The sequence below is a fragment of the Amorphus sp. 3PC139-8 genome (assembly GCF_040750475.1).
Lineage (GTDB): Bacteria > Pseudomonadota > Alphaproteobacteria > Rhizobiales > Amorphaceae > Amorphus.
The window spans coordinates 55,879-81,330 of sequence record NZ_JABJVY010000019.1; the positions used below are offsets into that span (position 1 = coordinate 55,879).

General features: G+C 64.6%; 23 protein-coding genes and 1 other RNA gene. 13 read left to right on the top strand and 11 right to left on the bottom strand.

Features of this window, described 5'->3' with window-relative positions; genetic code table 11:
• Nucleotides 1-137: 137 nt before the first annotated feature.
• From HNS03_RS17150 to HNS03_RS17180, 7 genes are all read right to left on the bottom strand, one after another.
• A complete protein-coding gene (locus HNS03_RS17150) occupies nt 138-593 on the bottom strand; it encodes a DUF2852 domain-containing protein (RefSeq protein WP_367197123.1) in 456 nt (151 codons plus the stop codon).
• 186 nt (nt 594-779) lie between these two features.
• On the bottom strand, nt 780-2,420 hold the full coding sequence (locus HNS03_RS17155; RefSeq protein ID WP_367197036.1) for an ABC transporter ATP-binding protein: 1,641 nt from the start codon (nt 2,418-2,420) through the stop codon (nt 780-782).
• Nucleotides 2,421-2,430: 10 nt separating this feature from the next.
• The gene (locus tag HNS03_RS17160; RefSeq protein ID WP_367197125.1) at nt 2,431-3,567 is read right to left on the bottom strand and encodes an ABC transporter permease; all 1,137 of its coding nucleotides are present in this window, start codon (nt 3,565-3,567) and stop codon (nt 2,431-2,433) included.
• Nucleotides 3,568-3,604: 37 nt separating this feature from the next.
• Entirely contained in the window at nt 3,605-4,756 is a 1,152-nt protein-coding gene (locus tag HNS03_RS17165; RefSeq protein ID WP_367197037.1) for a microcin C ABC transporter permease YejB, read from the bottom strand.
• Between the two features lie 367 nt (nt 4,757-5,123).
• Nucleotides 5,124-7,025: an extracellular solute-binding protein gene (locus tag HNS03_RS17170; protein WP_367197038.1), complete on the bottom strand. Its 1,902-nt coding sequence runs from the start codon at nt 7,023-7,025 to the stop codon at nt 5,124-5,126.
• Nucleotides 7,022-8,878 carry an extracellular solute-binding protein gene (locus tag HNS03_RS17175; RefSeq protein ID WP_367197040.1) on the bottom strand — a complete coding sequence of 619 codons (1,857 nt, stop codon included), beginning with the start codon at nt 8,876-8,878 and terminating at the stop codon, nt 7,022-7,024. Before HNS03_RS17175 ends, HNS03_RS17170 begins: the two co-directional genes overlap by 4 nt.
• Before the next feature lie 161 nt (nt 8,879-9,039).
• Nucleotides 9,040-10,134 carry a cytochrome c family protein gene (locus tag HNS03_RS17180; protein WP_367197041.1) on the bottom strand — a complete coding sequence of 365 codons (1,095 nt, stop codon included), beginning with the start codon at nt 10,132-10,134 and terminating at the stop codon, nt 9,040-9,042.
• A 215-nt stretch (nt 10,135-10,349) separates the two neighbouring features.
• Between HNS03_RS17180 and HNS03_RS17185 the strand changes: the two genes are divergently transcribed.
• The 3 genes from HNS03_RS17185 to HNS03_RS17195 are packed head-to-tail and all read left to right on the top strand — an operon-like array spanning nt 10,350 to nt 12,549.
• A complete protein-coding gene (locus HNS03_RS17185; RefSeq protein WP_367197043.1) occupies nt 10,350-11,090 on the top strand; it encodes a 3-deoxy-manno-octulosonate cytidylyltransferase in 741 nt (246 codons plus the stop codon).
• 25 nt (nt 11,091-11,115) lie between these two features.
• A complete protein-coding gene (locus HNS03_RS17190; RefSeq protein WP_367197044.1) occupies nt 11,116-12,042 on the top strand; it encodes a prephenate dehydratase in 927 nt (308 codons plus the stop codon).
• 30 nt (nt 12,043-12,072) lie between these two features.
• The gene (locus tag HNS03_RS17195) at nt 12,073-12,549 is read left to right on the top strand and encodes an SgcJ/EcaC family oxidoreductase (protein WP_367197046.1); all 477 of its coding nucleotides are present in this window, start codon (nt 12,073-12,075) and stop codon (nt 12,547-12,549) included.
• On the opposite strand, the gene nudC is transcribed toward HNS03_RS17195, so the two are convergent.
• Both nudC and HNS03_RS17205 read right to left on the bottom strand, forming a co-directional pair.
• On the bottom strand, nt 12,522-13,469 hold the full coding sequence (gene nudC / locus HNS03_RS17200; protein ID WP_367197048.1) for an NAD(+) diphosphatase: 948 nt from the start codon (nt 13,467-13,469) through the stop codon (nt 12,522-12,524). The two genes, HNS03_RS17195 and nudC, sit on opposite strands and share 28 nt — an antisense overlap.
• A 113-nt stretch (nt 13,470-13,582) precedes the next feature.
• The gene (locus HNS03_RS17205) at nt 13,583-13,999 is read right to left on the bottom strand and encodes an HIT domain-containing protein (RefSeq protein WP_367197050.1); all 417 of its coding nucleotides are present in this window, start codon (nt 13,997-13,999) and stop codon (nt 13,583-13,585) included.
• Between the two features lie 625 nt (nt 14,000-14,624).
• On the opposite strand from HNS03_RS17205, the gene ffs reads away from it, so the two are divergent.
• The 4 genes from ffs (at nt 14,625) to recR (ending at nt 17,721) form a co-directional block, all read left to right on the top strand.
• Nucleotides 14,625-14,721, top strand: an RNA gene (ffs, locus tag HNS03_RS17210) — signal recognition particle sRNA small type.
• A gap of 33 nt (nt 14,722-14,754) precedes the next feature.
• Nucleotides 14,755-16,524: a DNA polymerase III subunit gamma/tau gene (locus tag HNS03_RS17215; RefSeq protein WP_367197052.1), complete on the top strand. Its 1,770-nt coding sequence runs from the start codon at nt 14,755-14,757 to the stop codon at nt 16,522-16,524.
• A 3-nt stretch (nt 16,525-16,527) separates the two neighbouring features.
• The gene (locus HNS03_RS17220; RefSeq protein ID WP_367197054.1) at nt 16,528-16,860 is read left to right on the top strand and encodes a YbaB/EbfC family nucleoid-associated protein; all 333 of its coding nucleotides are present in this window, start codon (nt 16,528-16,530) and stop codon (nt 16,858-16,860) included.
• 258 nt (nt 16,861-17,118) lie between these two features.
• A complete protein-coding gene (recR, locus tag HNS03_RS17225) occupies nt 17,119-17,721 on the top strand; it encodes a recombination mediator RecR (RefSeq protein ID WP_367197056.1) in 603 nt (200 codons plus the stop codon).
• Nucleotides 17,722-18,067: 346 nt separating this feature from the next.
• Here recR and HNS03_RS17230 read toward each other — a convergent pair whose 3' ends face one another.
• Nucleotides 18,068-19,069: an adenosine kinase gene (locus HNS03_RS17230; protein WP_367197058.1), complete on the bottom strand. Its 1,002-nt coding sequence runs from the start codon at nt 19,067-19,069 to the stop codon at nt 18,068-18,070.
• A gap of 319 nt (nt 19,070-19,388) precedes the next feature.
• Between HNS03_RS17230 and HNS03_RS17235 the strand changes: the two genes are divergently transcribed.
• From HNS03_RS17235 to HNS03_RS17260, 6 genes are all read left to right on the top strand, one after another.
• Complete coding sequence (locus HNS03_RS17235) at nt 19,389-20,060, top strand: sulfate transporter family protein (protein ID WP_367197060.1); 672 nt, start codon at nt 19,389-19,391, stop codon at nt 20,058-20,060.
• 175 nt (nt 20,061-20,235) lie between these two features.
• On the top strand, nt 20,236-20,634 hold the full coding sequence (gene sdhC / locus HNS03_RS17240; RefSeq protein ID WP_367197062.1) for a succinate dehydrogenase, cytochrome b556 subunit: 399 nt from the start codon (nt 20,236-20,238) through the stop codon (nt 20,632-20,634).
• Nucleotides 20,635-20,645: 11 nt separating this feature from the next.
• A complete protein-coding gene (sdhD, locus tag HNS03_RS17245; RefSeq protein WP_367197064.1) occupies nt 20,646-21,029 on the top strand; it encodes a succinate dehydrogenase, hydrophobic membrane anchor protein in 384 nt (127 codons plus the stop codon).
• Between the two features lie 4 nt (nt 21,030-21,033).
• Nucleotides 21,034-22,875: a succinate dehydrogenase flavoprotein subunit gene (gene sdhA / locus HNS03_RS17250; RefSeq protein WP_367197066.1), complete on the top strand. Its 1,842-nt coding sequence runs from the start codon at nt 21,034-21,036 to the stop codon at nt 22,873-22,875.
• Nucleotides 22,876-22,897: 22 nt separating this feature from the next.
• Nucleotides 22,898-23,740, top strand: a complete 843-nt coding sequence (locus HNS03_RS17255) for an FkbM family methyltransferase (RefSeq protein ID WP_367197068.1) — start codon at nt 22,898-22,900, stop codon at nt 23,738-23,740.
• Between the two features lie 283 nt (nt 23,741-24,023).
• Nucleotides 24,024-24,803: a succinate dehydrogenase iron-sulfur subunit gene (locus tag HNS03_RS17260; RefSeq protein ID WP_367197070.1), complete on the top strand. Its 780-nt coding sequence runs from the start codon at nt 24,024-24,026 to the stop codon at nt 24,801-24,803.
• 264 nt (nt 24,804-25,067) lie between these two features.
• Here the strand turns inward: HNS03_RS17260 and HNS03_RS17265 are convergent, their stop codons facing one another.
• The gene (locus HNS03_RS17265; RefSeq protein WP_367197071.1) at nt 25,068-25,445 is read right to left on the bottom strand and encodes an MAPEG family protein; all 378 of its coding nucleotides are present in this window, start codon (nt 25,443-25,445) and stop codon (nt 25,068-25,070) included.
• Nucleotides 25,446-25,452 lie beyond the last annotated feature (7 nt).

Genomic DNA, 25,452 nt, shown 5'->3' on the forward strand with positions numbered 1-25,452 from the left:
TGTGGAGACGACAGCCTGCCAATCCGCTCGGCTCATGCAACGGGCAAAAAAAGAGGGCCGCAACATGCGGCCCGCCAAAGTCGAAGAGGTCAGGAAAATCAAGGGGCGGAGGGGACCGCCCCATCCGGGTTCGGCTCTCAGCCGTGGTGAGGATAACCCGCCGGCCCGGCTTCCGGTTCCATCCGCGGACCCGCATTGCCGGCGGACGTCCGCGCCGACATGAAGCGGTCGAACTCCTCCTGGTCCTTCGCGCGGCGAAGGTTGTGCAGGAAGTCGTCGAACTCGGCGCGCATAGCGTCCAGCTTGCGACGCTCTTCTTCGAGGCGCGCAAGCTCACGCTCGCGATACTCGTCAAAAGCAACGTTCCCCGTGCGGCCACCGGTGAAGGCGGTATCACGCATCGTACGCATTTTGCGCATGGAGCATCCCTTGAAATGACCGCGGGCGTCGTCGGCCACGCGGTGGAAGTGATCACCCCACAAGATGTAGGCCAGCATCGCCAGGCCGAGCGGCCAGAACACGATGAAACCCAGCACCATGAGAAAGACGGTGAGCGGCGTCCACGCCGGGCGAAGGGTAAGAGAGTTGGTCATCGTCCGTTCCATCCAATCCAACGATAGAAAGGAGGTGGGGACGGCGCGCGATGCGTTCAAGAAAAATCGGCAACACGTACGCGTTGCCGACTTTTCAGGCCTTCGAACCGGGTCCAAAGGACGCGTTCATCTCTTTTTGTAAGAGCGGCACGGGGCGGAATACCGGCTTCCCCTCTTCCGTGATCGCTACTGAGCGACCGAGCCGGTCTTCACCGCTTCCAGCCGGAACGCCGCCGCCATCAGCGCCCGCGTGTAGTCCGTCTCCGGCGCATCGAAGATGCGCTCGGCGGGACCGGCCTCCACCACCTTTCCGCCCCGCATGACGATCACGTCGTTGGCGAGCGCGCGCACCACTTTCAGGTCGTGGGAGATGAACAGATAGGCCAGGTCGTGGCGCTGCTGAAGGTCACGCAACAGGTCGACAACTTGGGCCTGCACGCTCATGTCGAGCGCGGAGGTGGGCTCGTCGAGCATCAGAAATTTCGGCTCCAGCACCAGGGCGCGGGCGATCGCGATGCGCTGGCGCTGGCCGCCGGAAAACTCGTGCGGATAGCGATGGCGCGTCTGCGGATCGAGACCGACCTCCTCCAGTACCCGCGTAACGCGATCGCCGCGCTGATGGGCGGAGAGCTCCGGGAAATGGATCCTCAGCCCCTCGCCGATGATGTCCTCGATCGACATACGCGGCGACAGCGAGCCGTAAGGATCCTGGAACACGATCTGCATGTCCCGGCGCAGCGGTCGCATGTCCTTCCAGGAGCGCGTCTCAATGTCGGAGCCCAGGAACACGATCCGCCCCTGCGACGAAATCAGGCGCAAAAGCGCGAAGCCGAGCGTGGTCTTGCCGGAGCCGGATTCCCCCACGACACCGAGCGTCTGACCCGCCCGCACGGCAACGTCGACGCCGTCGACCGCCTTCACATGCCCGACGGTGCGCCTGAGCAGCCCGCGCTTGATCGGGAACCACACCTTGAGATCGTCCGCCTCCATGATGATCGGCGCGGACCGGTCCGTCGCCGTCGGCGCGCCCTTCGGCTCCGCCTCCATCAGGTGCTTGGTGTAGGGGTGCTGCGGCCGGTCGAGCACGTCCATGACGGCGCCCTCCTCCACCAGTTCGCCCTTGGTCATCACGCACACCCGGTCCGCAATGCGCCGCACCGTGTTGAGATCGTGAGTGATGAACAGCATCGCCATGCCGAGCCGGTTCTGCAGATCCTTCAAAAGCTCCAGGATCTGTGCGGCAACCGTCACGTCCAGCGCCGTGGTCGGCTCGTCGGCGATTAGCAGGCTCGGCTCGTTGGCAAGGGCCATGGCGATCATCACGCGCTGGCGCTGGCCGCCGGAAAGCTGATGCGGATAGCTTTTCAGCCGCGTTTCCGGGTCGGGAATGCCGACGGCATCCAACAGCTCCAAGGTCCGCTTGCGACCAGCGGTTTCGGAGAGCCCTTTGTGGACACGCAAGATCTCGCCGATCTGTTTGCCCACCGGATGCAGCGGGTTGAGCGACGTCATCGGCTCCTGGAACACCATCGCGATGTCGTTGCCGCGCAAAGCACGCATCTCGCGGTCCGACGCCGTCAAGAGATCGCGGCCGTCGAACAGGATCCGGCCGGAGGGATGGAAGGCCATCGGATAGGGCAGCAGGCGCACGACGGAAAGCGCGGTGATCGACTTGCCGGAGCCCGACTCGCCCACGATCGCGACCGTTTCGCCCTTCTTCACCGACAGCGAAACGCCCTTAAGCGCCTCCAGAGGCGCCCCTTCCTCCTGGCGAAACGAAACGGCCAAGTTCTCGATCTGGAGGAGGTCCTTCGACGATCCGGTCATCTGCTCCTCCTCACACGAACGTCTTGCGCGGATCGAAGGCGTCGCGCACCGCCTCGCCGATGAAGATCAACAGCGACAGCATAATCGAGATCACCAAAAAGCCGGTAATGCCGAGCCAGGGCGCCTGCAGGTTGTTCTTGCCCTGGGCCAGCAGCTCACCCAGGGACGGCGAGCCGGGCGGCAGGCCGAAGCCCAGAAAGTCGAGCGAAGTCAGCGTGGTGATCGAGCCGTTCAGGATGAAGGGCATGAAGGTCAGCGTCGCCACCATCGCGTTCGGCAGAAGGTGGCGCCACATGATGGTGCCGTTGCCGACGCCCAGCGCCTTCGCCGCCGTGACGTACTCGAAATTGCGTGCGCGCAGGAATTCCGCCCGCACCACGCCGACGAGCGCCACCCAGGAGAACAGAAGCAGGATGCCGAGCAACACCCAGAAGCTCGGCGCCAGCACGGCGGAGATGATCAAGAGCAAATAAAGCGCGGGAATAGAGGTCCAAATCTCGATCACACGCTGGAAGATCAGATCCACCCAGCCGCCGAAATAGCCCTGCACCGCCCCGGCTGCGACGCCGATGATCGACGACAGCACCGTCAGCACCAGGCCGAACAGCACCGATATTCGGAATCCGTAAATCAACCGCGCGAGCACGTCGCGGCCCTGGTCGTCGGTACCGAGCCAATTCCAGTTCCAGGGCGTGCAGTTGGGATCAGCCGCGCCGTCGACATAGCCCTGGCAGCGCTCGCTCGCCGACAGCATCCAGGTCGGTGGCGAAGGGGCGGGAACCGGCAGCTCGTTGTTGACGGTGGAATAGGAATAGCGGATCGGCGGCCAGATCATCCAACCATTGGCCTGGATCTCGTCCTGAATAAACGGGTCGCGATAGTCTGTGATCGCGAGGAAGCCGCCGAAGCGCTCTTCCGGATAGTTCACGAACACCGGCATCAACAGGTCGCCCTTGTAGGAGACCAGAAGCGGCCGATCGTTCGCCAGAAACTCCGCAAGAAGCGTGAGGACGAACAGGACCAGGAAGATCCAAAGCGACCAGTAGCCGCGCTTGTGACCCTTGAAGTTGCGCCAGCGCCGGCGGTTGAGCGGGGTGAGCGTGAACACGCCCTTGCCGGTGGCCGGCGCGGACGCCACCGCCGCCACCTCTTCGCCCGAGGGATCGATGCGTGCTTCCACGGCCTCAAACCTCCCGGCTCTCAAAGTCGATCCGGGGATCGACCCACATATAGGTGAGGTCCGTGACCAGGTTCACGACGAGCCCGACCAGCGAGAAGATGTAGAGGGTCGCAAACACCACGGCATAGTCGCGGTTGATGATGGATTCGAAGCCCAGCAAACCAAGGCCATCGAGGGAGAAGATCGTCTCGATCAGCAACGAGCCGGTGAAGAAGGCGGAAATGAAGGCGCCCGGAAAGCCTGCGATGATGATCAGCATGGCGTTGCGGAAGACGTGGCCGTACAGCACCTGGCGCTCCGTCAGCCCCTTCATCCGCGCGGTCATGACGTACTGCTTGCGGATCTCTTCCAGGAACGAGTTCTTGGTCAGAAGCGTGGTGGTGGCGAACGCCGACAGCGACATGGCGATGATCGGCAAGGTCAGGTGCCAGAAATAGTCCGGGATCACCGCGGTGACGCACTGCTTCACATCGAAGGCCGCGTTCCAGGGTGCACAGGTCGCGCCGCGGAGGCCTTCCGACAGCAAGCCGCGCAAGGGGAACCAGTCGTAGAACGATCCGCCGGCAAACAGCACGATCAGAAGCACTGCGAACAGGAATCCGGGAATGGCGTAGCCGACGATGACGACCGCCGACGTCCACACATCGAAGCGCGAGCCGTCGCGCACCGCCTTGGAAATGCCGAGCGGAATGGAAATGCCGTAGGAAATCAGCGTCATCCATAGCCCGAGCGAGACCGACACCGGCAGCTTCTCGCCAATGAGCTCAAGCACGCCGATATCGCGGAAATAGCTCTGGCCGAAATCGAAGCGCAGATAGTTCCAAAGCATCAGGAAAAAGCGCTCGACCGGCGGCTTGTCGAAACCGAACTGGCGCTCCAGGTCCTTGATGAACTCCGGATCGAGCCCCTGGGCGCCGCGATATTTGGAGGTGATGTCGCCGCCGCCGCTGGACGAGCCGGGCTCGCTGCCGCCGGCGAAATCCCCACCCCCGCCGGAAATGCGAGCGGTCGCGGAAACGTCCATACCCTGAAGCTGCGCAATCACGCGCTCCACGGGACCGCCCGGCGCAAACTGCACCACCAGGAACGAGATCAACATGATCCCGAACAGGGTCGGAATGATCAGAAGCAGGCGTCGAAACAGATAGGCGGTCATCGTCTATCTCTGGAGCCGGAGGAAATCGGGGTGAGGCATGCGCCCGTCGCACCGCTCACTCCCGCCAAAGCGGGAGTGAGCATGGCACAGAACACGGTCTCCAATTGGGAGATCCTTTGCACGTCGTCTTTCTCGCTGAGAACCGATTGATTTCACGCCGCGACGATCCCGTCCATACAACCAACTCCCTATAGATTCCCGCTTTCGCAGGAATGAGCGGAGCAAATCAGGGTCCAGTTTTCCATCATCCCGCCTTTTTGGGCACGGGATGAGGGCGGAAAACCGGTTCCCACTTTTCCATCATCCCGCCTTTTTTGGGCGCGGGATGCGGGCGGAAAACCGGTTCCCACTTTTCCATCATCCCGCGCTAGCGGCTCTTGCCGAGAGCGGATGCCTTGTCGGCATCCCACCACCAGGTCGACACCACCGGAAAGCCGTAGTGCGGCGGCTTCTCGGGAAAGCCGAACAGGTCCCAATAGCCGACGCGATGCAGCCCCGGATACCAGTTCGGGACCCAGTAGAAGCCGAGCCGCAGCACCCGGTCGAGCGCGCGCGCCGCGGCCACCATGTCGTCGCGGGTCGGTGCATTGACGAGCTTGGCCACCAGGGTATCGACGGCCGGGTCGGCGATGCCGGATAGATTGTAGGAGCCGTCGGTTGTTGCCGCCTCCGACGTCCAGAAATCCCGGATCCCCTCGCCCGGCGTGGCGGAGAAGGCGAAGCGCTGGCCGGTCATGTCGAAATCGAAGCTGTTGAGCCGGGACTGGTACTGCGCCGGATCGACCAGCCGAAAATTCATCTCGATGCCGAGCCGCTCCAAGTTGCGGGCATAGGGCTGCACCACCCGCTCGAAAGTCGGCGAAAAGCTCAAAAGCTCGATCGTGAAGGGCTGGCCGTCCGCATCGACCAGGCTGCGGCCCTTCCGGGTCCAGCCGGCCTGCAGCAAGAGTTCGTTCGCCTGCCTCAAGAGGGTGCGGTCGGCGCCCGATCCGTCGGAAACCGGCGGCGTCCACGCCTCCTCGAACACACCGTCCGGGACTTGGCCCCTCAACGACTCCAGAAGCGCCAGCTCCTCTGGAGCCGGCACTCCGGTCGCCATCATCTCGGAATTCTCGAAGAAAGAGGCCGTACGCTTATAAAGCCCGTAGAACAGGTTGGCGTTGGTCCACTGAAAATCGAAGGCGAGCCCGAGCGCCCGGCGCGTGCGCGGATCGGCGAATTTCTTGCGCCGTGTGTTGATGAACCAACCTTGCGCGCCGGACGGACGATTGTCGGGAAACTCCGCCTTGATCACCTTGCCCGTCTGCACGGCGGGGAAGGTGTAGGCCGTCGCCCAATTCTTCGCGACCGATTCCATGTAGAAGGTCAGCGTCCCATTGGTCAGCGCCTGGAAGGCGATCTGCCGGTCGCGGAAGAATTCCAGCCGGACGGTGTCGAAATTGGCTTGGCCGCGCGCCACCGGCAGGTCCTTCGCCCACCAGTCCTCTACCCGCTCGAACTCCACGTACCGGCCGGTCTCGAAGTTGCCGACCCGGTACGGACCAGAGGACAGCGGCGGCTCCAAGGTGGAGCGCGCGAAATCGTGGGTGTCGTAATAGGCCTTCGAGAGGATCGGCAGTCCGGCGATCGTCGGCGGCATCCGATTGCTCGCCTCCGGCTTCAGCACCACCTCGACGGTTGCGGGCCCGTCCGCCTCCACGCGCTCCACCCAGCTCAGGATCTGGCGAAGGGTCGGATGGCCCTGGGTTTTCAGCGTCTCCAGCGAAAACACCACGTCCTCGGCCGTCAGCGGCGAACCGTCGTGGAAGCGTGCGTCCGACCTCAGATGGAACGCAAACGTCTTCTCGTCGTCGGAAACCGAGACTGTCTCGGCGACCAGGCCGTAGACGGCATCCGGCTCCTCCAGCTGCCGCACCATCAGGCTGTCGAAGCACATGTCCATCATCGGCGGCGCATCGCCGGCCAAGATGAACGTGTTGAAGGTGTTGAAGGTCACCGGGTTCTGGTTGAAGCCCCACTCCCAAGGCACGACGCGGACGATCCCGCCTTTCGGCGCCTCCGGATTCACATAGGGGAAATGCGCGAAATCCGGCGGCAGCGCGAGGTCGCCGAACACCGACAGACCATGGCGCGGCGCGCCGGTTGCGGGCGAGCCTTGCGCCCAGGCCGGCGGCGGCTTCAGCCCCGCCAGCATGGCGCCAGCGGCACCTACGGAACCGGCATGGAGAAATGTGCGACGATTGAGGGACAGCGATCGAAGCAGGCTCACTTCTTGGCCTCCGCGATCGCCTTCGCCTTGGCCTCGTCATACCACCAGATCGTTGGGAAGCCGGGCGTGAACTTCGGCAACGTTTCGGGATGGTCGATCCTGTCCCAGTAGACGATGCGATCCACCGGCGCCCGGAATTGCGGCACCACATATTCGTTGTGGAGCAGCACCCGATCGAGGGCATGGGTGGCCGCCACCAAGGTCTCGCGATCCTCGGCGAACACGATGCGCTGGATCAGGGCGTCCACCGCCGGGTTCTTGATGCCGGCATAGTTCTGCGATCCCGGCCGGTCGGCCGCATCCGAGCCCCAGTACTCGTTCTGCTCGTTGCCCGGCGACAGCGACTGCGGCCAGACGAAGATCGCGATGTCGAAGTCCCGCGCCCGCACCCGGCGGACATATTGCGAGGTGTCGACCGTGCGCAGGCTCACCCCGATGCCGAGCTTTTCCAGATCCGCCTTGTAGGAGAGCGCGCCGCGTTCCGCACCCGGCGACGACAGCAGGATTTCCACCTGGAGCGGCTCCCCGGTCTTGGAATTGACGAGCTTGCCGTTGTTCAGCTCGTAGCCCGCTTCTCTCAGAAGCCTGGACGCCTGGCGCAGATTCTTTCTAAGCGCCTGGGGCGAACCGCCCACTGGCAGATCATAGGGTTCGGTGAAGACCGTCTGCGGAATGCCCTCACCGTCGACCTCCTCTTCGACGTCCTTCAGAATCTGAAGTTCTTTCCCCTCCGGCAGACCGGTGGCGGCAAGGTCGGTACCGGCGAAGTAGGAATCGATTCGCTCGTTCAGGCCGTAGGACAGGATCTCGTTGGAGGTCTCGAAATCGTAGGCCAAGTTGAAGGCGCGCCGGACCCGCGGATCCTGAAACTGCTCGCGCCGCAGGTTGAACGTGTAGCCCTGCATCCGGCCGGAACCGACATCCGGGAACTCCAGCTTCTTCACCCATCCTTTTTCGATCGCCGGAAAATCGTACTGGGTTGCCCAGCGATTGGCGGACATCTCCTGATACCAGTCGTACTGATCGGCTTTGAAAGCCTGCCGCGCCACGTCCTCGTCGCGGTAATATTCGTAGCGAATCTCGTCGAAATTGTTGGTGCCGACATTCACCGGCAGGTCCTTGGCCCAATAGTCCCCCACGCGCTGGTAGACCACCGAACGGCCAGGCACCACGGAGGAGATCCGATAGGGACCGGACCCGAGCGGCGGCTCTACGGTCGCGCGCGTGATGTCCCGTCCTTCGGCCGTCCAATAGTGCTTGGGCAGCACCAGGAGCTGGCCCACGATCTTCGGCAGTTCGCGGTTGCCGGCCTGGTCGAAGGTGAAGGTGACTTCGCGCTCGCCGGTCACCTCCGCCTTCTCCACATGGCGGTAGTAGAAGGCCTGGCCAGGATTGTTCTCCGTCAGCACCTGGAACGACCAGACCACGTCCTCCGGCGTGACCGGTTCGCCGTCATGCCAGCGCGCGCCCTCGCGCAGCCGAAACTTCACCCAGGACGAATCGTCGGGATATTGCATCGCCTCGGCCAGCAGGCCGTAGTCGGCCATCACGTCCAACTCGTCGTAGGCCGGCGTCATCAGCGTGTCGTAGATGAGCCCGAGCCCGCTGGCGAGGTCGCCGCGCCGCGGCACCGGATTGAGATTGTCGAACGACCCGCTCTCATGCTCCCGGATGGTGCCGCCCTTCGGCGCATCCGGATTCACATAGTCGAAATGAGCGAAGCCCTCGGGATATTTCGGCTCTCCGATCGCAGCCGCCGCATGCCGCCATTCCGGCTCCTCGGCGCGCACGGGTGCGGACACCGCAGCGGCGGCGAGAAACGCGGCCAGGCCGAGAGGAAAGAAACGCATCATCGCTGGCATCCCTGATCCTGAGTCGGCCCCATACTACGGAGCCTGCCGGAGGGGGAAACCGCCGATGACCTCAATGACGAAAATTTAATGCCCGGCCGGGGGCTTGAAACCACCCCGACCGGGCACCGAAACACATGAATTGAGGCGCGGACGGCCCGGCGCTACTGACCGTCGGAGGACGCGGACGCGCCGGGAAGCGGCGCGGGATTGTCCGCAAGGGTCCGCAGATAGGCGACCACGGCCGCGCGGTCCTCTTCCTTCTTGATGCCGGCGAACGCCATCTTGGTGCCGGGCACGACCTTCATCGGAGCCGTCAGATACTCGTTCAGCAGATCGTAGGTCCAGGTCTTGTCCGTGCCCCATTCCTTCATGGCGCCGGAATAGTTGTAGCCATTATCGGGATGGATCACCGGGGAATTCACGATACCCCAGAGGTTCGGGCCGACCTTGTTGGCGCCCCCCTTCTCGAAGGTATGGCAAGCTTGGCAAACGCGAACGCCACGCTTGCCGTCGTCCGGGTTGGCCGCAGCCACCATCTGAACGAACCCGTCACCGCCGGACGCATCACCGCCCGATGCGCTGCCACTGTCCGCCGAAGCCGCCGCCGTCTGGGTCTCGCCGCCGGAGGCGTCGGACCCGCTCGCCGCATCGCCGCCACCGGAACTCGCGTCGGTCGCCGTGCCGGTGTCGGCCGAGGCGGTCTCCTTCGGCACCGGCGGCAGGGCCACCGGGCTGTCGGACAGCGAGCGCAGATAGACCAGCACGTCGGCGCGCTTCTCGGCATTCTTGATACCGGCGAAGCTCATCGCCGTGCCGGACACGGTGCCGCGCGGATTCTCGATGAAGTCGTTCAGATTCTCGAAGGTCCAGGTCTTGTCCGCACCCCATTCTTTCATGCCGGACGAATAGTTGAAGTCGGGATGGCTGATGACCGGACCGCCGACAACGTTCCAGAGGTTCGGGCCGACCTTGTTGGCCCCGCCCTGCTCGAAGGTGTGACAGGCCTGGCAGGGCCGAACCGCGTTTTCGCCGGACGAGACGCTGGCATTGGCCAACAGAACCGGCAGCGGCTCTTCCTTCGGCGCCGCAGGCGCGCTGCCTTCGGGATGTTCGGCATCGGGGATGGCGATCTCGTAGCCGGGTTCCTCCGGCGGATGGTTTTCGAAGATCGAATCCGACAGCACGCCGACAGCCATGGCAAAAAGGCAAGTGCCCAGAACCGCGCCGGCGATCTTGTTAAGCTCGAACGAATCCATCCTTGTCCTCATCCTCGTCGCGGAGGCCCGGGCGCGCCTTTGCCACAACGCTGCGCGAAGCGGCGCTTAAATCGCGGTGGACACTACCCGCTATAATAATTCTATGTCTATCCGTATAAGGCGGCCTGTGCACGAGGCAATCGGTTCTTCACCGCGCGCAATTGACGCGCCCACGCTTCAAGTTCCCTCTCCAACCGGCCCATTCGCGAGCTTCGATGCCAAACGAGACGCTTCTCATCGTCCCCGCCCGCCGCAAGGCGACCCGTCTTCCCGACAAACCGCTGGCGCCGATCGGCGACGTGCCGATGATCGTTCAGGTCTGGCGGCGCGCGATGGAGACTGATGTCGGACGTGTGGTCGTCGCTTGCGACGATCCGGAGATCCAGGCGGTCGTGGAGGCCGCCGGAGGCGAAGCGGTGATGACGGCGGCGGATCATCCGTCGGGCTCCGACCGGGTGTTCGAGGCGGTCTGCCGGATCGATCCCGACGAAAAGTGCGCGGTGGTGGTCAACGTCCAGGGCGACCTTCCAACGATCGAGCCGGACACGATCCGTGCCGCGCTTGCCCCGCTGCAGGAACCCGCCGTCGACATCGCCACGCTCGCCGCTCCAATTACCGACATCGAAGAGCGCACCAATTCGAACGTGGTCAAGGTGATCGGCAGCCCGCTTGCCGAAGACCGCCTGCGCGCCCTTTATTTCACTCGCGCGACCGCGCCCTGGGGCGATGGGCCGCTCTATCACCATATCGGGCTTTATGCCTTCCGCAGGGCCGCGCTCGCCCGTTTCGTGGCGCTGCCGCCCTCTCCGCTGGAACAGCGCGAGCGGCTGGAGCAGCTTCGCGCGCTAGAGGCCGGAATGCGGATCGACGTCGCCGTGGTTGACGCCGTGCCGCTCGGGGTCGATACCCCCGCGGATCTCGAGAAGGCACGCGCGATCCTTGCTCGGGGCCGATAGGTCCGCGCGGTAGACGAAGCGAAGCATGACAGACAGCACGCATCCCCGCGTCGTGTTCCAGGGGGAACCCGGCGCCAACTCGCACATCGCCACCCACACCGTCTTCCCGGATGCCGAAGCGATTCCTTGTGCGACGTTTGAGGACTGCTTTGCTGCGCTGGCCGCCGGCACCGCCGATCTCGGCATGATTCCGATCGAGAACTCCCAGAACGGTCGCGTGGCGGACATCCACCACCTGCTGCCGACCTCCGACGTGCACATCATCGGGGAATATTTTCAGCCGATCCACCACCAGCTTCTGGGGCTGCCCGGCAGCAAGATCTCCGACATCAAGACCGTGCACAGCCACATCCAGGCGCTCGGCCAGTGCCGTCGGACGATCCACCGCCACGGCTTCCTGCCGCTGACGGCCGCCGACACCGCCGGCTCCGCCCGCCAGGTGAAAGAGGCCGGCGATCCCAGTCGCGCCTCGATCGCCTCGCGGCTCGCCGCCGAGATCTACGGTCTCGACATCCTCATGGAGGATATCGAGGACGCCGACCACAACACCACGCGCTTCGTGATCTTGTCGCCCGAGCCGAAGCTCGCGCCCAACGACGGCAACCCGGTCGTCACCTCGTTCATTTACCGGGTGCGCAACGTTCCAGCCGCGCTCTACAAGGCGCTCGGCGGCTTTGCCACCAACGGCGTCAACATGACCAAGCTGGAATCCTACCAGATCGAGGGCCAGTTCTTCGCCAGCCAGTTCTACGCCGAGATCGAAGGGCACCCGGACCAGCCGAGCGCCGCGCTCGCCTTCGAGGAGCTCGCCTTCTTCTCCACCGAGTTGCGGGTGCTCGGCATCTATCCGGCCTCTCCGTTTCGCGCGAAGATCCGCGAGCCGGAGGAAAATCGCGCGCTGCGCCCCGGAGTCCTGAAAAAAAGCATGACGCGCGGCCGAGCACGTCAATAAATCTCCAGATTTCAACGGTTCGATTGTGCCATGTCTGGCGAAAACGACCCCCTCGACGTCGATGAAGATGCCGAAGCCGACGCGGCCGCGATCGGCTCTGTGCTGGTGGCCGTCGCCACCGCATTTCGCACGCGCGACATCACGCCGATTTCCGACGCCTATGCGGCCGACGCCGATTGGACCAATGCCTTCGGCACCACGCTGAAGGGAAGTGTGGAGATCCTGGCCTATCTCGATGGGCTGTTTCGCGATCCGCGCTTCGCGGCAGGCCGGCCGAAAGGCCCGCCCACCGTCGACGTGAGGTCGGTCACGGCGGACGTCGCCGTGGCACGGACCTACATGGAGATCGAAGGCCAGGAGACCACCGAAGGCACCATCGCGCTCAGACGCAATTTCTCCCAGAAGGTGCTCGCCCGCGAAGCGGATGGTGTGTGGCGGATCGTCTCCGACATCTACATGGATGCCCGCGACGAAACGACCTATCTCGGCGCGCCGCCGGAAACGTAAGCCTCGATCAGGTGATGGGCGATCGCCATCGCCGGCGGCACCTTGAAGCCCTCGGGGTGGCGATCGGCGAGCATCGCCGCCACCTCATTCCGACTGAACCAGCGCACATCCTCCAGCTCGTCCACCTCGCGGACGAGATCGAATGACCTCGCCTCGGCGAAACAGCCGACCATCAGGCTGGAGGGAAACGGCCAGGGCTGGCTGGCGTGATAGGCGACGGCGCCGACCCGAAGGCCCGCCTCCTCGGAAATCTCGCGGCGGACGGCGTCCTCCAGCGTCTCGCCGGGCTCCACAAAACCGGCCAGGCAAGAATAGACCCCGGCCTGGAAGCGATACTGCCGGCCGAGCACGCAGCGGTCGCCATCGACCACCAGCATGATGACGACCGGATCGGTGCGCGGGAAATGCTGGGCCCCGCAGGTGGCGCAATCGCGGCGATAGCCGGCCTGGGCAATCGCCGTGCGCGCACCGCAATTGGAGCAGAAGCCGTGGCGCTCGTGCCAGTTGAGCAGGCTGCGCGCCTGGGCGAGAGCGCCGAGATCGTGCGCCGGCAGGCTGGCCTCCACGGCAAGGCTGCGCAAATCGACCGCGCGAAATCCCGCAACTTCGCCTGTGGCGGTCACACGTGCGGCCAACCGGGGCGCACCGTCGTCGAACCCGAGCAGGATCGCCGCCGAGGGATCGAAGCCGAGCGATTCCGCCGTCGCGATGTCGTGCAACGCGAGCGGGCCGTCGCCCGACGTCACCAGCGCCTTGTCCTCCTGAAACAGATAGAGACCGGCATCGCTTCGCGCGGCGATCACGCACAGCGACGGCAGCTTTCCCCGCGCCTCGGCAAGACGGTCGATCCGGTTGCCGGCAAACCCGGTGCGAGCGGAGGCCTCGACATCGGGAAAAAAGGGAAAGGGCTGCCGCTGCATTGTCTCCCGAACCACACAAGAGGGGGAAAGCGCCGAATCGGCTGCTCACCACTGCTCCGACGGTGCAGGCTGGAGCGATCCCAATCAAGTCGCGCGGGAGGACGACGCAGCGCTCATCCGTCGGCGAGCGCGCGCTCCAGCCTGGCGGTGAAATCGGCATGTTCCAGGCTGTCCCAGGGAAGTGCCGGCCCCTTGCCCCAGATCGGCCCGGGCCAGGCCGGATCGTCGGAGAAGCGCGCAATCACGTGGACGTGAAGCTGCGGCACGGAATTGCCGAGTGCCGCCACGTTGAGCTTTTCCGCGTCGGTCAGCTCCTTGAGCACGCGCGACGCCATCACGATCTCCTCAATCAGGAGAGCGCGATCGCCGGGGTCGAGGTCGATCAGCTCTACGCACTCCGCCCGGCGGGGCACCAGAATCAGCCAGGGATAGGTGCGGTCGGCGCTGAGCCGCACGGAGCACAATGGCAGCTCGATTACCGGTGTGCTGTCGGCGGCGAGGCGTTGGTCGAGGGCGAAGGCGTGGGCCATGGACGGTCTCCCGTTTTTTGCCGGCGTCTTGGGCCATCGGGCGGACCGGCTGGAGCATGGTGAGCGTGGTCTCATCGGACCACGACTCAGGAACCTGATCGGTTCCGGCTTGCTTCTAGGCGGATGCGGGCGGAAAACCGGCACCCACTTTTCCTCATCCCGCAAGATCAACCCCTTCGGACCGAAGGGATAAGTTGATCGCCTTTCATTCTTAGAGCGGGATGCGGGCGGAAAACCGGTACCCACTTTTCCTCATCCCGCGAGATCAACCCCTTCGGACCGAAGGGATAAGTTGATCGCCTTTCATTCTTAGAGCGGGATGCGGGCGGAAAACCGGTACCCACTTTTCCTCATCCCGCAAGATCAACCCCTTCGGACCGAAGGGATAAGTTGATCGCCTTTCATTCTTAAAGCGGGATGCGGGCGGAAAACCGGTACCCACTTTTCCTCATCCCGCAAGATCAACCCCTTCGGACCGAAGGGATAAGTTAATCGCCTTTCATTCTTAAAGCGGGATGCGGGCGGAAAACCGGTACCCACTTTTCCTCATCCCGCTCGAGCCTGTGGAAAATCGCATGACCAGACGCCTTGCCAAAAGGGGGGCGACCTTTGATATAGAGAGGTGGGAGGTTGGCAGTGGACGCGCCACTCGCCAACCGGGTCAGGTCCGGAAGGAAGCAGCCCTAACGAGCCAGGCACGGGTCACCGTGCCAGCCTCCCACCCCGACCTTCTGGAAGGGATCCGGCGCCGGGTCATGGACGACACATCACCGCGCGAGGTCCCGGCGGCGCCCTATCGCGTACTCGCCCGCAAGTACCGCCCTCGCACATTCGACGACCTGATCGGCCAGGAGCCGATGGTGCGAACGCTGAAGAACGCGTTCGAGACCGGGCGGATTCCGCAGGCCTGGATGCTGACCGGCGTGCGCGGGGTGGGCAAAACCTCCACCGCCCGTATCCTCGCCCGCGCGCTCAACTACGAGACCGAGAGCGTCCAGCGCCCGACCGTCGACATGCCCGAGCTCGGCGTTCATTGCGCCGCGATCATGGAGGGCCGCCATGTCGACGTGATCGAGATGGACGCCGCCTCCCACACCTCCATCAACGACATCCGCGAGATCACGGATGCCGCGCGCTACAAGCCTGTGAGCGCGCGCTACAAGGTCTACGTGATCGACGAGGTTCACATGCTGTCGACGGCGGCCTTCAACGGCCTCCTGAAGACGTTGGAGGAACCGCCGGAGCACGTGAAGTTCGTGTTCGCCACGACGGAGATCCGCAAGGTCCCGGTCACGGTCCTGTCGCGCTGTCAGCGCTTCGATCTGCGCCGGGTCGACGCCGAACCGCTGGTCACTCACCTCACGCGCATCGCCGGCATCGAAGAGGTCACCGTCGAAGACGAGGCCTATCGGCTGATCGCCAGGGCGGCGGAAGGCTCGGTGCGTGATTCGCTATCGCTGATGGATCAGGCGATCGCCCATGGCGCCGGCGCCGTGACGGCTGAGACGGTCAAGGACATGCTCGGCCTGGTCGACCGGGCGCGGGTGGTCGACCTGTTCGAAACCGTGATGCGCGGCGACGTGGCCAAGGCGATCGCAGAGCTCGACGAGCAATATGCCTCAGGCGCCGATCCCGCGACCGTGCTGTCCGACCTCGCCGCCTTCGTGCATCTGGTTACCCGCTTCCGGCTGGTGCCGGACGTCGCCGCCGACGCGACCGTGACGGAAGAAGAGCGCACACGCGGTGCCGCCTTCGCCAAGTCGCTCTCGGTGCCGGTGCTGTCTCGCGCCTGGCAGATCCTGTTGAAGGGGCTGCCGGAGGTGCAGACCGCGCCGAAGCCGCTGGCGGCGGCCGAAATGGTGCTGGTGCGGCTTGCCTATTCCGCCGACCTGCCGACCCCCGATGCCGTCTTGAAGGCGTTTTCCGGCGAGGGCGGTGCGGACGCCCGCTCCGGCGGTGGCGCGCGTACCGGCGAGTCGTCGGGTCCGGCCGCCCGTGCCGTCGCCAACAGCAATGGCGGCGGCGCGCCCCGGCCCGACCCGGTTCCCCGCGAGGAGGCGTTTGCCGCCCCTGCTCCGACGGCCGCGGCAGAGCCCGACACCGGTCCGAAACTCTCCTCGCTTGCCGATGTCGCAGCCCTTGCCGGCGAAATGCGCGCGGCCAAGCTGAAATTCGCCGTGGAACGCGAGATGCGGCCCGTGCGCTTCGAGCCGGGGCGGATCGAGGTCTCAATGGTGCCCAACGCCTCGCCGACAGTGGCGGGCGAGCTGGGACAGCGGCTCACCGAATGGACCGGTCGGCGCTGGCTCGTCATTATCTCGTCCGACGAGGGCGGAGAGACCCTTTACGAAGCCCGTGCCCGCAATGCTGAGGAGCGCCGGGCCGATGCCGCAGCCGACCCGATCGTCGCGGCCGTGCTATCGCGCTTTCCCGGCGCGGAGATCGTGGACGTCCGCATCGCCGACGAAACAGAAGAAGCCGGCGGCGAAATCGCCGTGCCGGATGACGAACTCGACGAGGAGTAGATCATGGACTTCATGAAGATGATGAAGGCGGCCAAGGAGCTGCAGTCCAAGATGGGCGACCTTCAGGAGGAGATGAGCGCCGTCGAGGCCGAGGGCACCTCCGGAGGCGGGCTCGTCACCGTCCGGGTCAACGGCAAGCAGGAGCTCCTCGGCGTCAAGATCGACACCTCGCTGATGAACCCGGACGAGACGGAGATCCTGGAGGATCTGATCGTCGCCGCCCATGCCGACGCCAAGACCAAGGTCGACGCGGCCGTTCAGGAAAAGACCCAAGAGTTGATGTCGGGCCTCGGCCTGCCGCCTGGCATGATTCCTCCCGGCATGCCGGGGATGTGAGGAAGGGCAGCCCCCTTGCTCCGCTGATTCCCACGAAAGCGGGAATCCATCGGGCCTAGTGGAGGGGATCCGGCCTTTCCAATTTACGCGTCCAAGAGCGCGCTCACCGCGTCTTCGTACTGCTGATAGATGCTCCGGATCGCCCGCTCACTATGGATTCCCGCTTTCGTGGGAATGAGCGGAGGGTGGGGCAAATTCTGCAGCGAACAACAAGTCCTATCCGTCCCCTCCACAGCCCCCAACCCAGTCCCTTCGCCCATGGCCGCCACCACCGGACCCGAAATCGAGCGCCTGATCCAGCTCCTGGCCAAATTGCCGGGGCTCGGGCCACGCTCGGCCCGGCGCGTGGCGCTGACGCTGGTGAAGAAGAAGGAAGGACTGCTGATCCCGCTGGCCGGCGCGCTGAACGAGGTGGCGGAAGCGGTGAAGGTGTGTTCGTCCTGCGGCAACATCGACACCGCCGACCCGTGCTCCGTCTGCACCGACACACGCCGCGACCGCTCGCTGATCATCGTGGTGGAGGATGTCGCCGATCTCTGGGCGCTGGAGCGCGCCTCCGCCGTCTCTGCGCTCTATCATGTGCTGGGCGGCACGCTCTCCGCCCTCGACGGCATCGGCCCGGACGCGCTCAACATCGCGTCCCTGATCGAACGCGCCCACTCCGACGAGGTGAAGGAGATCATCCTGGCAGTGAACGCCACCGTGGAGGGTCAGACCACCGCCCACTATCTGATGGAGCAGCTCGACGGACTGGGCGTCAGCGTCACCCGGCTCGCCTCGGGCGTGCCGATCGGCGGCGAACTCGACTATCTCGACGAGGGCACGCTGCAGGCGGCGCTCAGGCAAAGACGGCCGTTTTAGAGGATTCCTTTTCGCTCACGCCAATGCGCTCCGCGCACGGCTGCGCGGGCGCGGCCTCACCACCGGCCGGTGCGCGGTCGCGCGCTGGTGGGTGCGGTCCGGCAAGGCGGGAGCCACCCTCCAGATGCCGCCTGCGCCGAGCGAGTTTGTACCACTCCCGAACCCAAAGGGTTCGCAAGCACGACCGTGCGCCACCCGGTTAAGAGGCGAGGAGCGCCGCGACCGGGACACGAAAATGTGCCGCGCCCGCCCGAAGCCGGTGAGCGAAGCGAGCTCGGCGTGAGCGATAAAAAAACGGCCCGCCATTTGGCGGGCCGCATCGATTCCATCCCAAGAGAGCCGAAGCTTAGACCTTGAAGCCTTCCTGGCGAACCAGGTCGACCAGCTTCACCTCCGGGCGGGCGCCCAGGTGCTGGATCACCTCGCCGGCGGCGAGACCGCCAATCGCGGCACAGTCGGGAAGCGGCAAGCCGCGCGCCAGGCCGAACAGGAAGCCACCGGCATAAAGATCGCCGGCACCCGTCAGATCGACGACCTTGTCGACCGGCGCGGCCTTCACGTGGTGGGTCTCGTCGCGGGTGATGGCGAGCGAGCCCTCCGAGCCCATGGTAACGGCGGCAAGCTTGGCGTCCTGGCGCAGGGCGGAAACGGCGGTGTCGAAGTCCGACGTCTCGTAGAGCGAGCGCAGCTCGTGCTCGTTGGCGAACACGATGTCGACGGTGCCGGACTTGATCAGCTCCAGGAACTCGGCGCGGAAGCGATCGACGCAGAAGGTGTCGGACAACGTCAGCGCGACCTTGCGGCCGTTCTGGTGGGCGATCTCGGCGGCCTTGCGGAAAGCCTCCTTCGCCTGCGGCGGATCCCAGAGATAACCCTCCAGAAAGATCACTTCGGCATCGGCGACCAGCGCAGGATCGACGTCGTCCGGGCCGAGCGCCTGGCAGGCACCGAGGAAGGTGCTCATGGTGCGCTCGCCGTCCGGGGTGACCAGCACCAGGCAGCTCGCCGTCGGCGCTCCGCCGGAAAGCGGATTGGAATCGAAGGCGACGCCCACGCCGCGCATGTCGTGGCGATAGGCCTCGCCGAATTCGTCGTCGGCAACCTTGCCGATATAGGCGGCCTTGCCGGTGAGCGAGGCGACGCCGGCAATCGTGTTGCCGCCCGAGCCGCCGGAAATGCGAACCACCTGGCCGAGATCGCCGTAGAGGCGCGCGATCTCGTCGCCATCGACCAGACGCATCGACCCTTTCACCAGGTCTTCGCGAACAATGAAGTCGTCGTCGACATGAGCGAGAATATCGAAGATCGCATTACCGATCCCAAGTACGTCGAAGCGCGGCGCGGCCATGATTGGTCGGTCCTCCTTACATGCTAGATCTGATCGAAGACTGCCGATCGCCGTCGCAGACACACCGCGGAAACGACCGGATCCCGATAGGAAAAGGCGAAATGAGTGGCGCGAACCTTACAGAGATCGATCCGATTTTCCACCCCCGCCGCCAAATCCCCCTCTAAACCCGCACTTGAGCCCGGCTCGGCAAGGGCTTAGAGCCTGCGTTGCGGTCGCATCGGTGACGGCGACGAACCTGCACCCGCTTTTTCGCCCGGCGCTCGACGTACCGCGTGGTCCCAAGCCCTCATTCCCCGATGCAAACGGACGGATCCTCATGCTCGCGAGTGCGTCTCGTGCCTTTTCGGAGATCTTCACGCCACCGTTCCGTCCGGTCCTCCTGAAGACCCTCGGGATCACGCTGGCCTTCCTCGTCGTGCTGTGGCTCGGGGTCCAGGCGGCCCTCGCCCATTGGGTCCACCTACCCTACGGATGGCTGGAAACGATCCTGTCGATCCTGACCGGCATCGGCCTCGTCATCGGTCTCGGCTTTTTGGCCGCCCCGGTTTCCGCCGCCGTGGCGGGCCTGTTCCAGGACGAGATCGCCGGTACGGTGGAGCGGATCGACTATCCCCACGACGCACCCGGCCACGACATTCCGATGATGCTCGGCCTCTGGCACACGGTGAAATTCACCGGCGTCGTGATCCTCGGCAACATCCTGGCGCTGCTTCTGCTTCTGGTGCCGATCGTCAACGTCGCCGCGTTCTTCGTCGTCAATGGCTACCTGCTGGGGCGCGAATATTTCGAGGCGGCGGCGATGCGGTTTCACTCCGAGGAGGAGACGAAACGCCTGCGTCGGGCCAATTCGATCCCGATTTTCATGGCGGGGCTGGTGATCGCGGGCGTCCTGGCGGTGCCGATTCTCAATCTGGTCACGCCGATGTTCGCAACCGCCTTCATGGTGCACCTGCACAAGCGAATCATCGCCGGCAACCAGGTGATGTGAGGCGCAGAGCCGAAGCAATCTGGCGCAAATTTATTGGGGCAGAGCCCCACTTGCTGCTAAGAGGGCGCTGCAAAAAGCCGCGGACCATCCTCCTCGCCACCGGCTTTGACGGGGGGCGGGTCGCAGGCTAGAACGATGACAGAAACCGCCCGGCGGTCCATCCGGAGAACGCGTAATGTCGCACGTCGACGCCAAGGCAAACCGGCCTCTGTCGCCTCATCTGCAAGTCTATCGTCCGATCGTCACGATGGTGATGTCGATCATGCACCGCATCACCGGCAGTGCATTGTTTTTCGGCACCATCCTGCTGGTCTGGTGGCTGGTGGCCGCCGCAACCGGCCCGGAAGCTTTCGCAATTGCGAACGGCTTCATGGGCTCGTGGATCGGAATCATCCTTCTGTTCGGCTTTTCCTGGGCGCTGATCCACCACACGCTCGGCGGCATCCGCCACTTCATCTGGGATACCGGCCGCGGCTTCGACGAGAAGTCCCGCGAGGGCCTCGCCTGGGCCACCATCATCGGGTCCGTTTCCCTCACGATCCTGCTTTGGATCATCGGCCTGATCGCGATCTGAGGCTTAGAGACATGGCGAATATGACGACCCCGCTGAAACGCGTCCGCGGCCTCGGCTCGGCCCGTTCCGGCACAGATCACTTCTGGATCCAGCGCCTCACCGCGCTCGCCAACGTTCCGCTGGTCCTGTTCTTCCTGGTGCTGGTGATCTCGCTCGCCGGCGAATCCTACGACGTCGTGCTGGACCGCCTGTCCTCGCCGCTGGTGGCGATCATCTTCGTTCTCACGATCGCCTCGATCGCGATCCACATGCGCGTCGGGATGCAGGTCGTCATCGAGGACTACATCCATCGCGATCCGACGCGCGTGCTGTTGTTGATTGCGAACACCTTCTTTTCGCTGTTCGTCGCCGCGGCGTCGATCTTCGCGATCCTGAAAATCAGTTTCGGAGGCTAATGCCATGGCTGACAGCAATGGCAACGGGGCGGGCAACGGCAGTGCGCCGGCCCTGATCGGAGAGGCCTATCCGGTCATCGACCACACCTTCGACGTGGTGGTGGTCGGGGCCGGTGGCGCAGGCCTGCGCGCCGTCGTCGGCAGCGCCGAGGCCGGGCTCAAGACCGCTTGCATCACCAAGGTGTTCCCGACCCGCTCGCACACCGTGGCCGCCCAGGGCGGCGTCGCCGCATCCCTCGGCAACATGGGCGAGGACGACTGGCGCTGGCACATGTACGACACCGTGAAAGGGTCGGACTGGCTGGGCGACCAGGACGCGATCGAATATCTGGTGCGCAACGCGCCGGCGGCCGTCTACGAGCTGGAGCACTGGGGCGTGCCGTTCTCGCGCACCGAGGACGGCAAGATCTACCAGCGCCCGTTCGGCGGCATGACCACTCATTTCGGCAAGGGCACCGCCCAGCGCACCTGCGCCGCTGCCGACCGAACCGGCCATGCGATGCTGCACACGCTCTACGGCCAGTCGCTGCGCCATTCGGCGGAGTTCTTCATCGAGTATTTCGCCCTCGACCTCATCATGGAGGACGGCGCCTGTCGCGGCGTGATGGCGATGTGCCTCGACGACGGCTCGATCCATCGTTTCCGCGCGCACAAGGTGATTCTGGCGACCGGCGGCTATGGCCGCGCCTACTTCTCCTGTACCTCCGCCCACACCTGCACCGGCGACGGCAACGCCATGGTGCTGCGCGCCGGCCTGCCGCTGCAGGACATGGAGTTCGTGCAGTTCCATCCGACCGGCATCTACGGCGCGGGCTGCCTCATCACCGAGGGCTCGCGCGGCGAAGGCGGCTACCTCACCAACTCCGAAGGCGAGCGCTTCATGGAGCGCTACGCGCCGTCGGCGAAGGATCTCGCCTCGCGTGACGTGGTCTCCCGCTCCATGACCATGGAGATCCGCGAAGGTCGCGGCGTGGGCAAGATGAAGGATCACATCTTCCTGCATCTCGACCATCTGGATCCCGCGATCCTGCACGAGCGCCTGCCGGGCATTTCCGAATCGGCCCGGATCTTTGCCGGCGTCGACGTGACCAAGGAGCCGATCCCGGTGCTGCCGACCGTGCACTACAACATGGGCGGCATCCCGACGAACTTCCACGGCGAGGTGCTGACCAAGGTAGACGGCGACCCGGATGCCGTGGTGCCGGGCCTGATGGCGATCGGCGAAGCGGCCTGCGTGTCCGTCCACGGCGCCAACCGGCTGGGCTCCAACTCGCTGATCGACCTGGTGGTGTTCGGTCGCGCAGCGGCGCATCGCTGCGCCGACACGATCCAGCCCGGCCAGTCCCACGCCGACCTGCCCAAGGACGCCGGGGAAGCCGCACTCGCTCGCCTGGACCACTTCCGCTACGCCTCCGGCGGCACGCCGACGGCGGAGCTGCGCGACCAGATGCAGCGCACCATGCAGTCGAACTGCGCGGTGTTCCGCACCGGCGAGGTGCTGGAGGAAGGCCACGAGCTGATCCACAAGGTCTGGTCGAGCGCGGACGACGTGAAGGTCTCCGACCGCTCCATGATCTGGAACACCGATCTGATGGAGACGCTGGAGTTCGACAACCTGATCTGCCAGGCCGTCGTGACCATGGATTCCGCGGTGAACCGCAAGGAATCCCGAGGCGCCCATGCCCGTGAGGACTTCCCGGACCGCAACGACGACGAATGGATGAAGCACACGCTCGCCTTCGTCGACACCGCGAACCGGCAGGTGACCCTGGATTATCGTCCGGTGCACACCTTCACGTTGTCGAACGACATCTCCTATATCCAGCCGGCGAAGCGGGTCTATTGAGCTCCGCCCATCGGTCACGGCGATGAGCGATGTGACGGAGGCCGGCGCGATCGATGCGCCCTTCGGCAGCCTCCGTCCGAGCCTCGCAATCCGAACGCTGCTCGCGGTCGCCTGCGGGCGGCATTTGCCGTCCGGGCTGCGCTCTGCCGTGCGTCGGCGCGTTCGCCCACTGATCGCCGATCGCGACATCGACGTCGTCGTAGAGGGACTGAAGTTCCGGATTTCGCCGCGCGACAACAAGGACGGCTTCGACCTCGCCGCCAAGCATCGGTTGCCGGAACCCGACGAACGCGCCTTCGTGCTGGAGCAGCTTCGACCAGGCGATCTGTTCGTGGATATCGGCGCCAATCTCGGGGTCTATTCCGTTGCGACCGCCGCCCGTGCGCCGACTGACGTTCATGTGGTGGCGTTCGAGCCGCACCCGGTCTCCCGTCCCCGGCTGGCCTACAATATCGCCGCCAACGGCCTGCAAGACCGCGTCACGATCGAACCGGTCGCGGTAGGGGCCGAACCGGGGCATGCGACCTTGTGGGCGAACGCCTCTGGCAACCAGGGCCGCGCATCGCTGCATTCCTTCTCCGGCGACCGCTCGCTCGGCTACGATGTCGAGATCGTACGGCTCGCCGACCGGCTTTCCGCCTATTCGGCACCGCTCGGCGTCATCAAGCTCGATATCGAAGGCTTCGAGGATCAGGCTCTGGTGCCCTATCTGGAGGCCGTCGATCCGGAGCGCTGGCCGCGTGCGGTGGTGGTGGAGACCACCCATGCCGACTTTTGGAAACGCGATCTTTTGGGAGCGCTCGCCGAGCGTAACTATCGCGTCGTCCAGGCGAACGACGAGAACGCGATGCTGATTCGCGGATGACCGGTTGGAAAAGCAGGGCGCGACGGCGGGTCGCAGACCAGCATTTCTGCCATGCACGAAACGCCGATCGCAGAAGAGCCCCCTATTTGATCGGTTCGAAACAAGGGCGTAGAAGACGCCCGAGAACAGGTCGGTGGCAACCGGCGGACGCGACCCGAAACGGGACTGTCCGTCCTCGCCTTCAGACCGACCGCGCGTGTGCCGAAAGGCGCATTCGTCGCTGGCCTTTTGCGGCGCAGTGCGTATGTTTGGCACCATTCCAAACTGTACCGGGACGAGTGGCATGGTCGAACTGACGCTTCCGAAAAACTCGAAGGTTACGAGCGGCAAGGTCTGGGACAAACCGACCGGCGCCAAGAACCTGCGGGAGTTCCGGGTCTACCGCTGGAACCCGGACGACGGCCGCAATCCCCGGATCGACACCTATTTCGTCGACACCGACGACTGCGGTCCGATGATCCTGGATGGTCTGATCTGGATCAAGAACAAGGTCGACGCGACGCTGTCGTTCCGCCGCTCTTGCCGCGAGGGTATCTGCGGCTCGTGCGCGATGAACATCAACGGCATCAACCACCTCGCCTGCACGTCCGGCATGGACGAGGTGAAGGGGCCGGTGACGCTCTATCCGCTGCCGCACATGGAGGTCATCAAGGACCTCATCCCGGACCTCACCAACTTCTACGCCCAGCTTCGCTCGGTCGAGCCGTGGCTGAAGACGGTCACGCCGACACCGCAGAAGGAATGGCGCCAGAGCCACGAGGACCGGGTGAAGCTCGACGGGCTTTACGAGTGCATTCTCTGCGCCTGCTGCTCCACCTCCTGCCCGAGCTACTGGTGGAATTCCGACCGCTATCTCGGCCCGGCCGTTCTGCTGCAGGCCTATCGCTGGATCATCGATTCCCGCGACGAGGCGACTGGCGACCGGCTCGACAATCTGGAAGATCCCTTCCGGCTCTATCGCTGCCACACCATCATGAACTGCGCGAACGCCTGCCCGAAGGGCCTCAATCCGGCCAAGGCGATCGCGGAGATCAAGAAGCTGATGGTCGAGCGGCAGATCTAAGAGCAAAGCCTGAGAAAAGTGGGAACCGGTCTGCCGTCCGGGCGACGCAATAGACCTCCGCTCATTCCCGCGAAAGCGGGAATCCATAGGGCGGATCAGCAGGTCCTTGGGCAGCCAGTCCGCTCCGTTCGCCAGGTGGGCGGCAAGACCGCTGGCGAAGCTGGATCCCGACCTCCGCAGCCATAAATGACGTCGGAGTCACTATGGATTCCCGCTTTCGCGGGAATGAGCGGAGGCTTGAGGGAACTTCTGCGAGGCTTCTCCTCAGCCCCAGAAGGGGCTGAGGAAGATCGCCATCGACAGGATCCAGCCGGCGGTCCAGATCCCGGAGCGCAGGAAGCTCAAGCCCTTCCAGTAGGCCGCGATGTAGGCGAGCCGGACGATCACGAACACGATCGCCAGGGCATTGATCGCCGAAGCCGGACCGCCGTTGGTTTCCGCCACGATCACAGCCACGGCGAACAGGAAAAAGGCTTCCCACGAGTTCTGATGGGCCGCATAGGCCCGGCGTTGGAAGCCGGTCTGCTCGGCATGGCGAGCGCGCGGATCGCGGTTGTCAAGCTGCGGGTCGGCCTTGGCGGGATACACCGCCACGAACGGCAGCAGGCTCGCAATCACAACGCACCAGATCGCAATCGACATCGAAGGC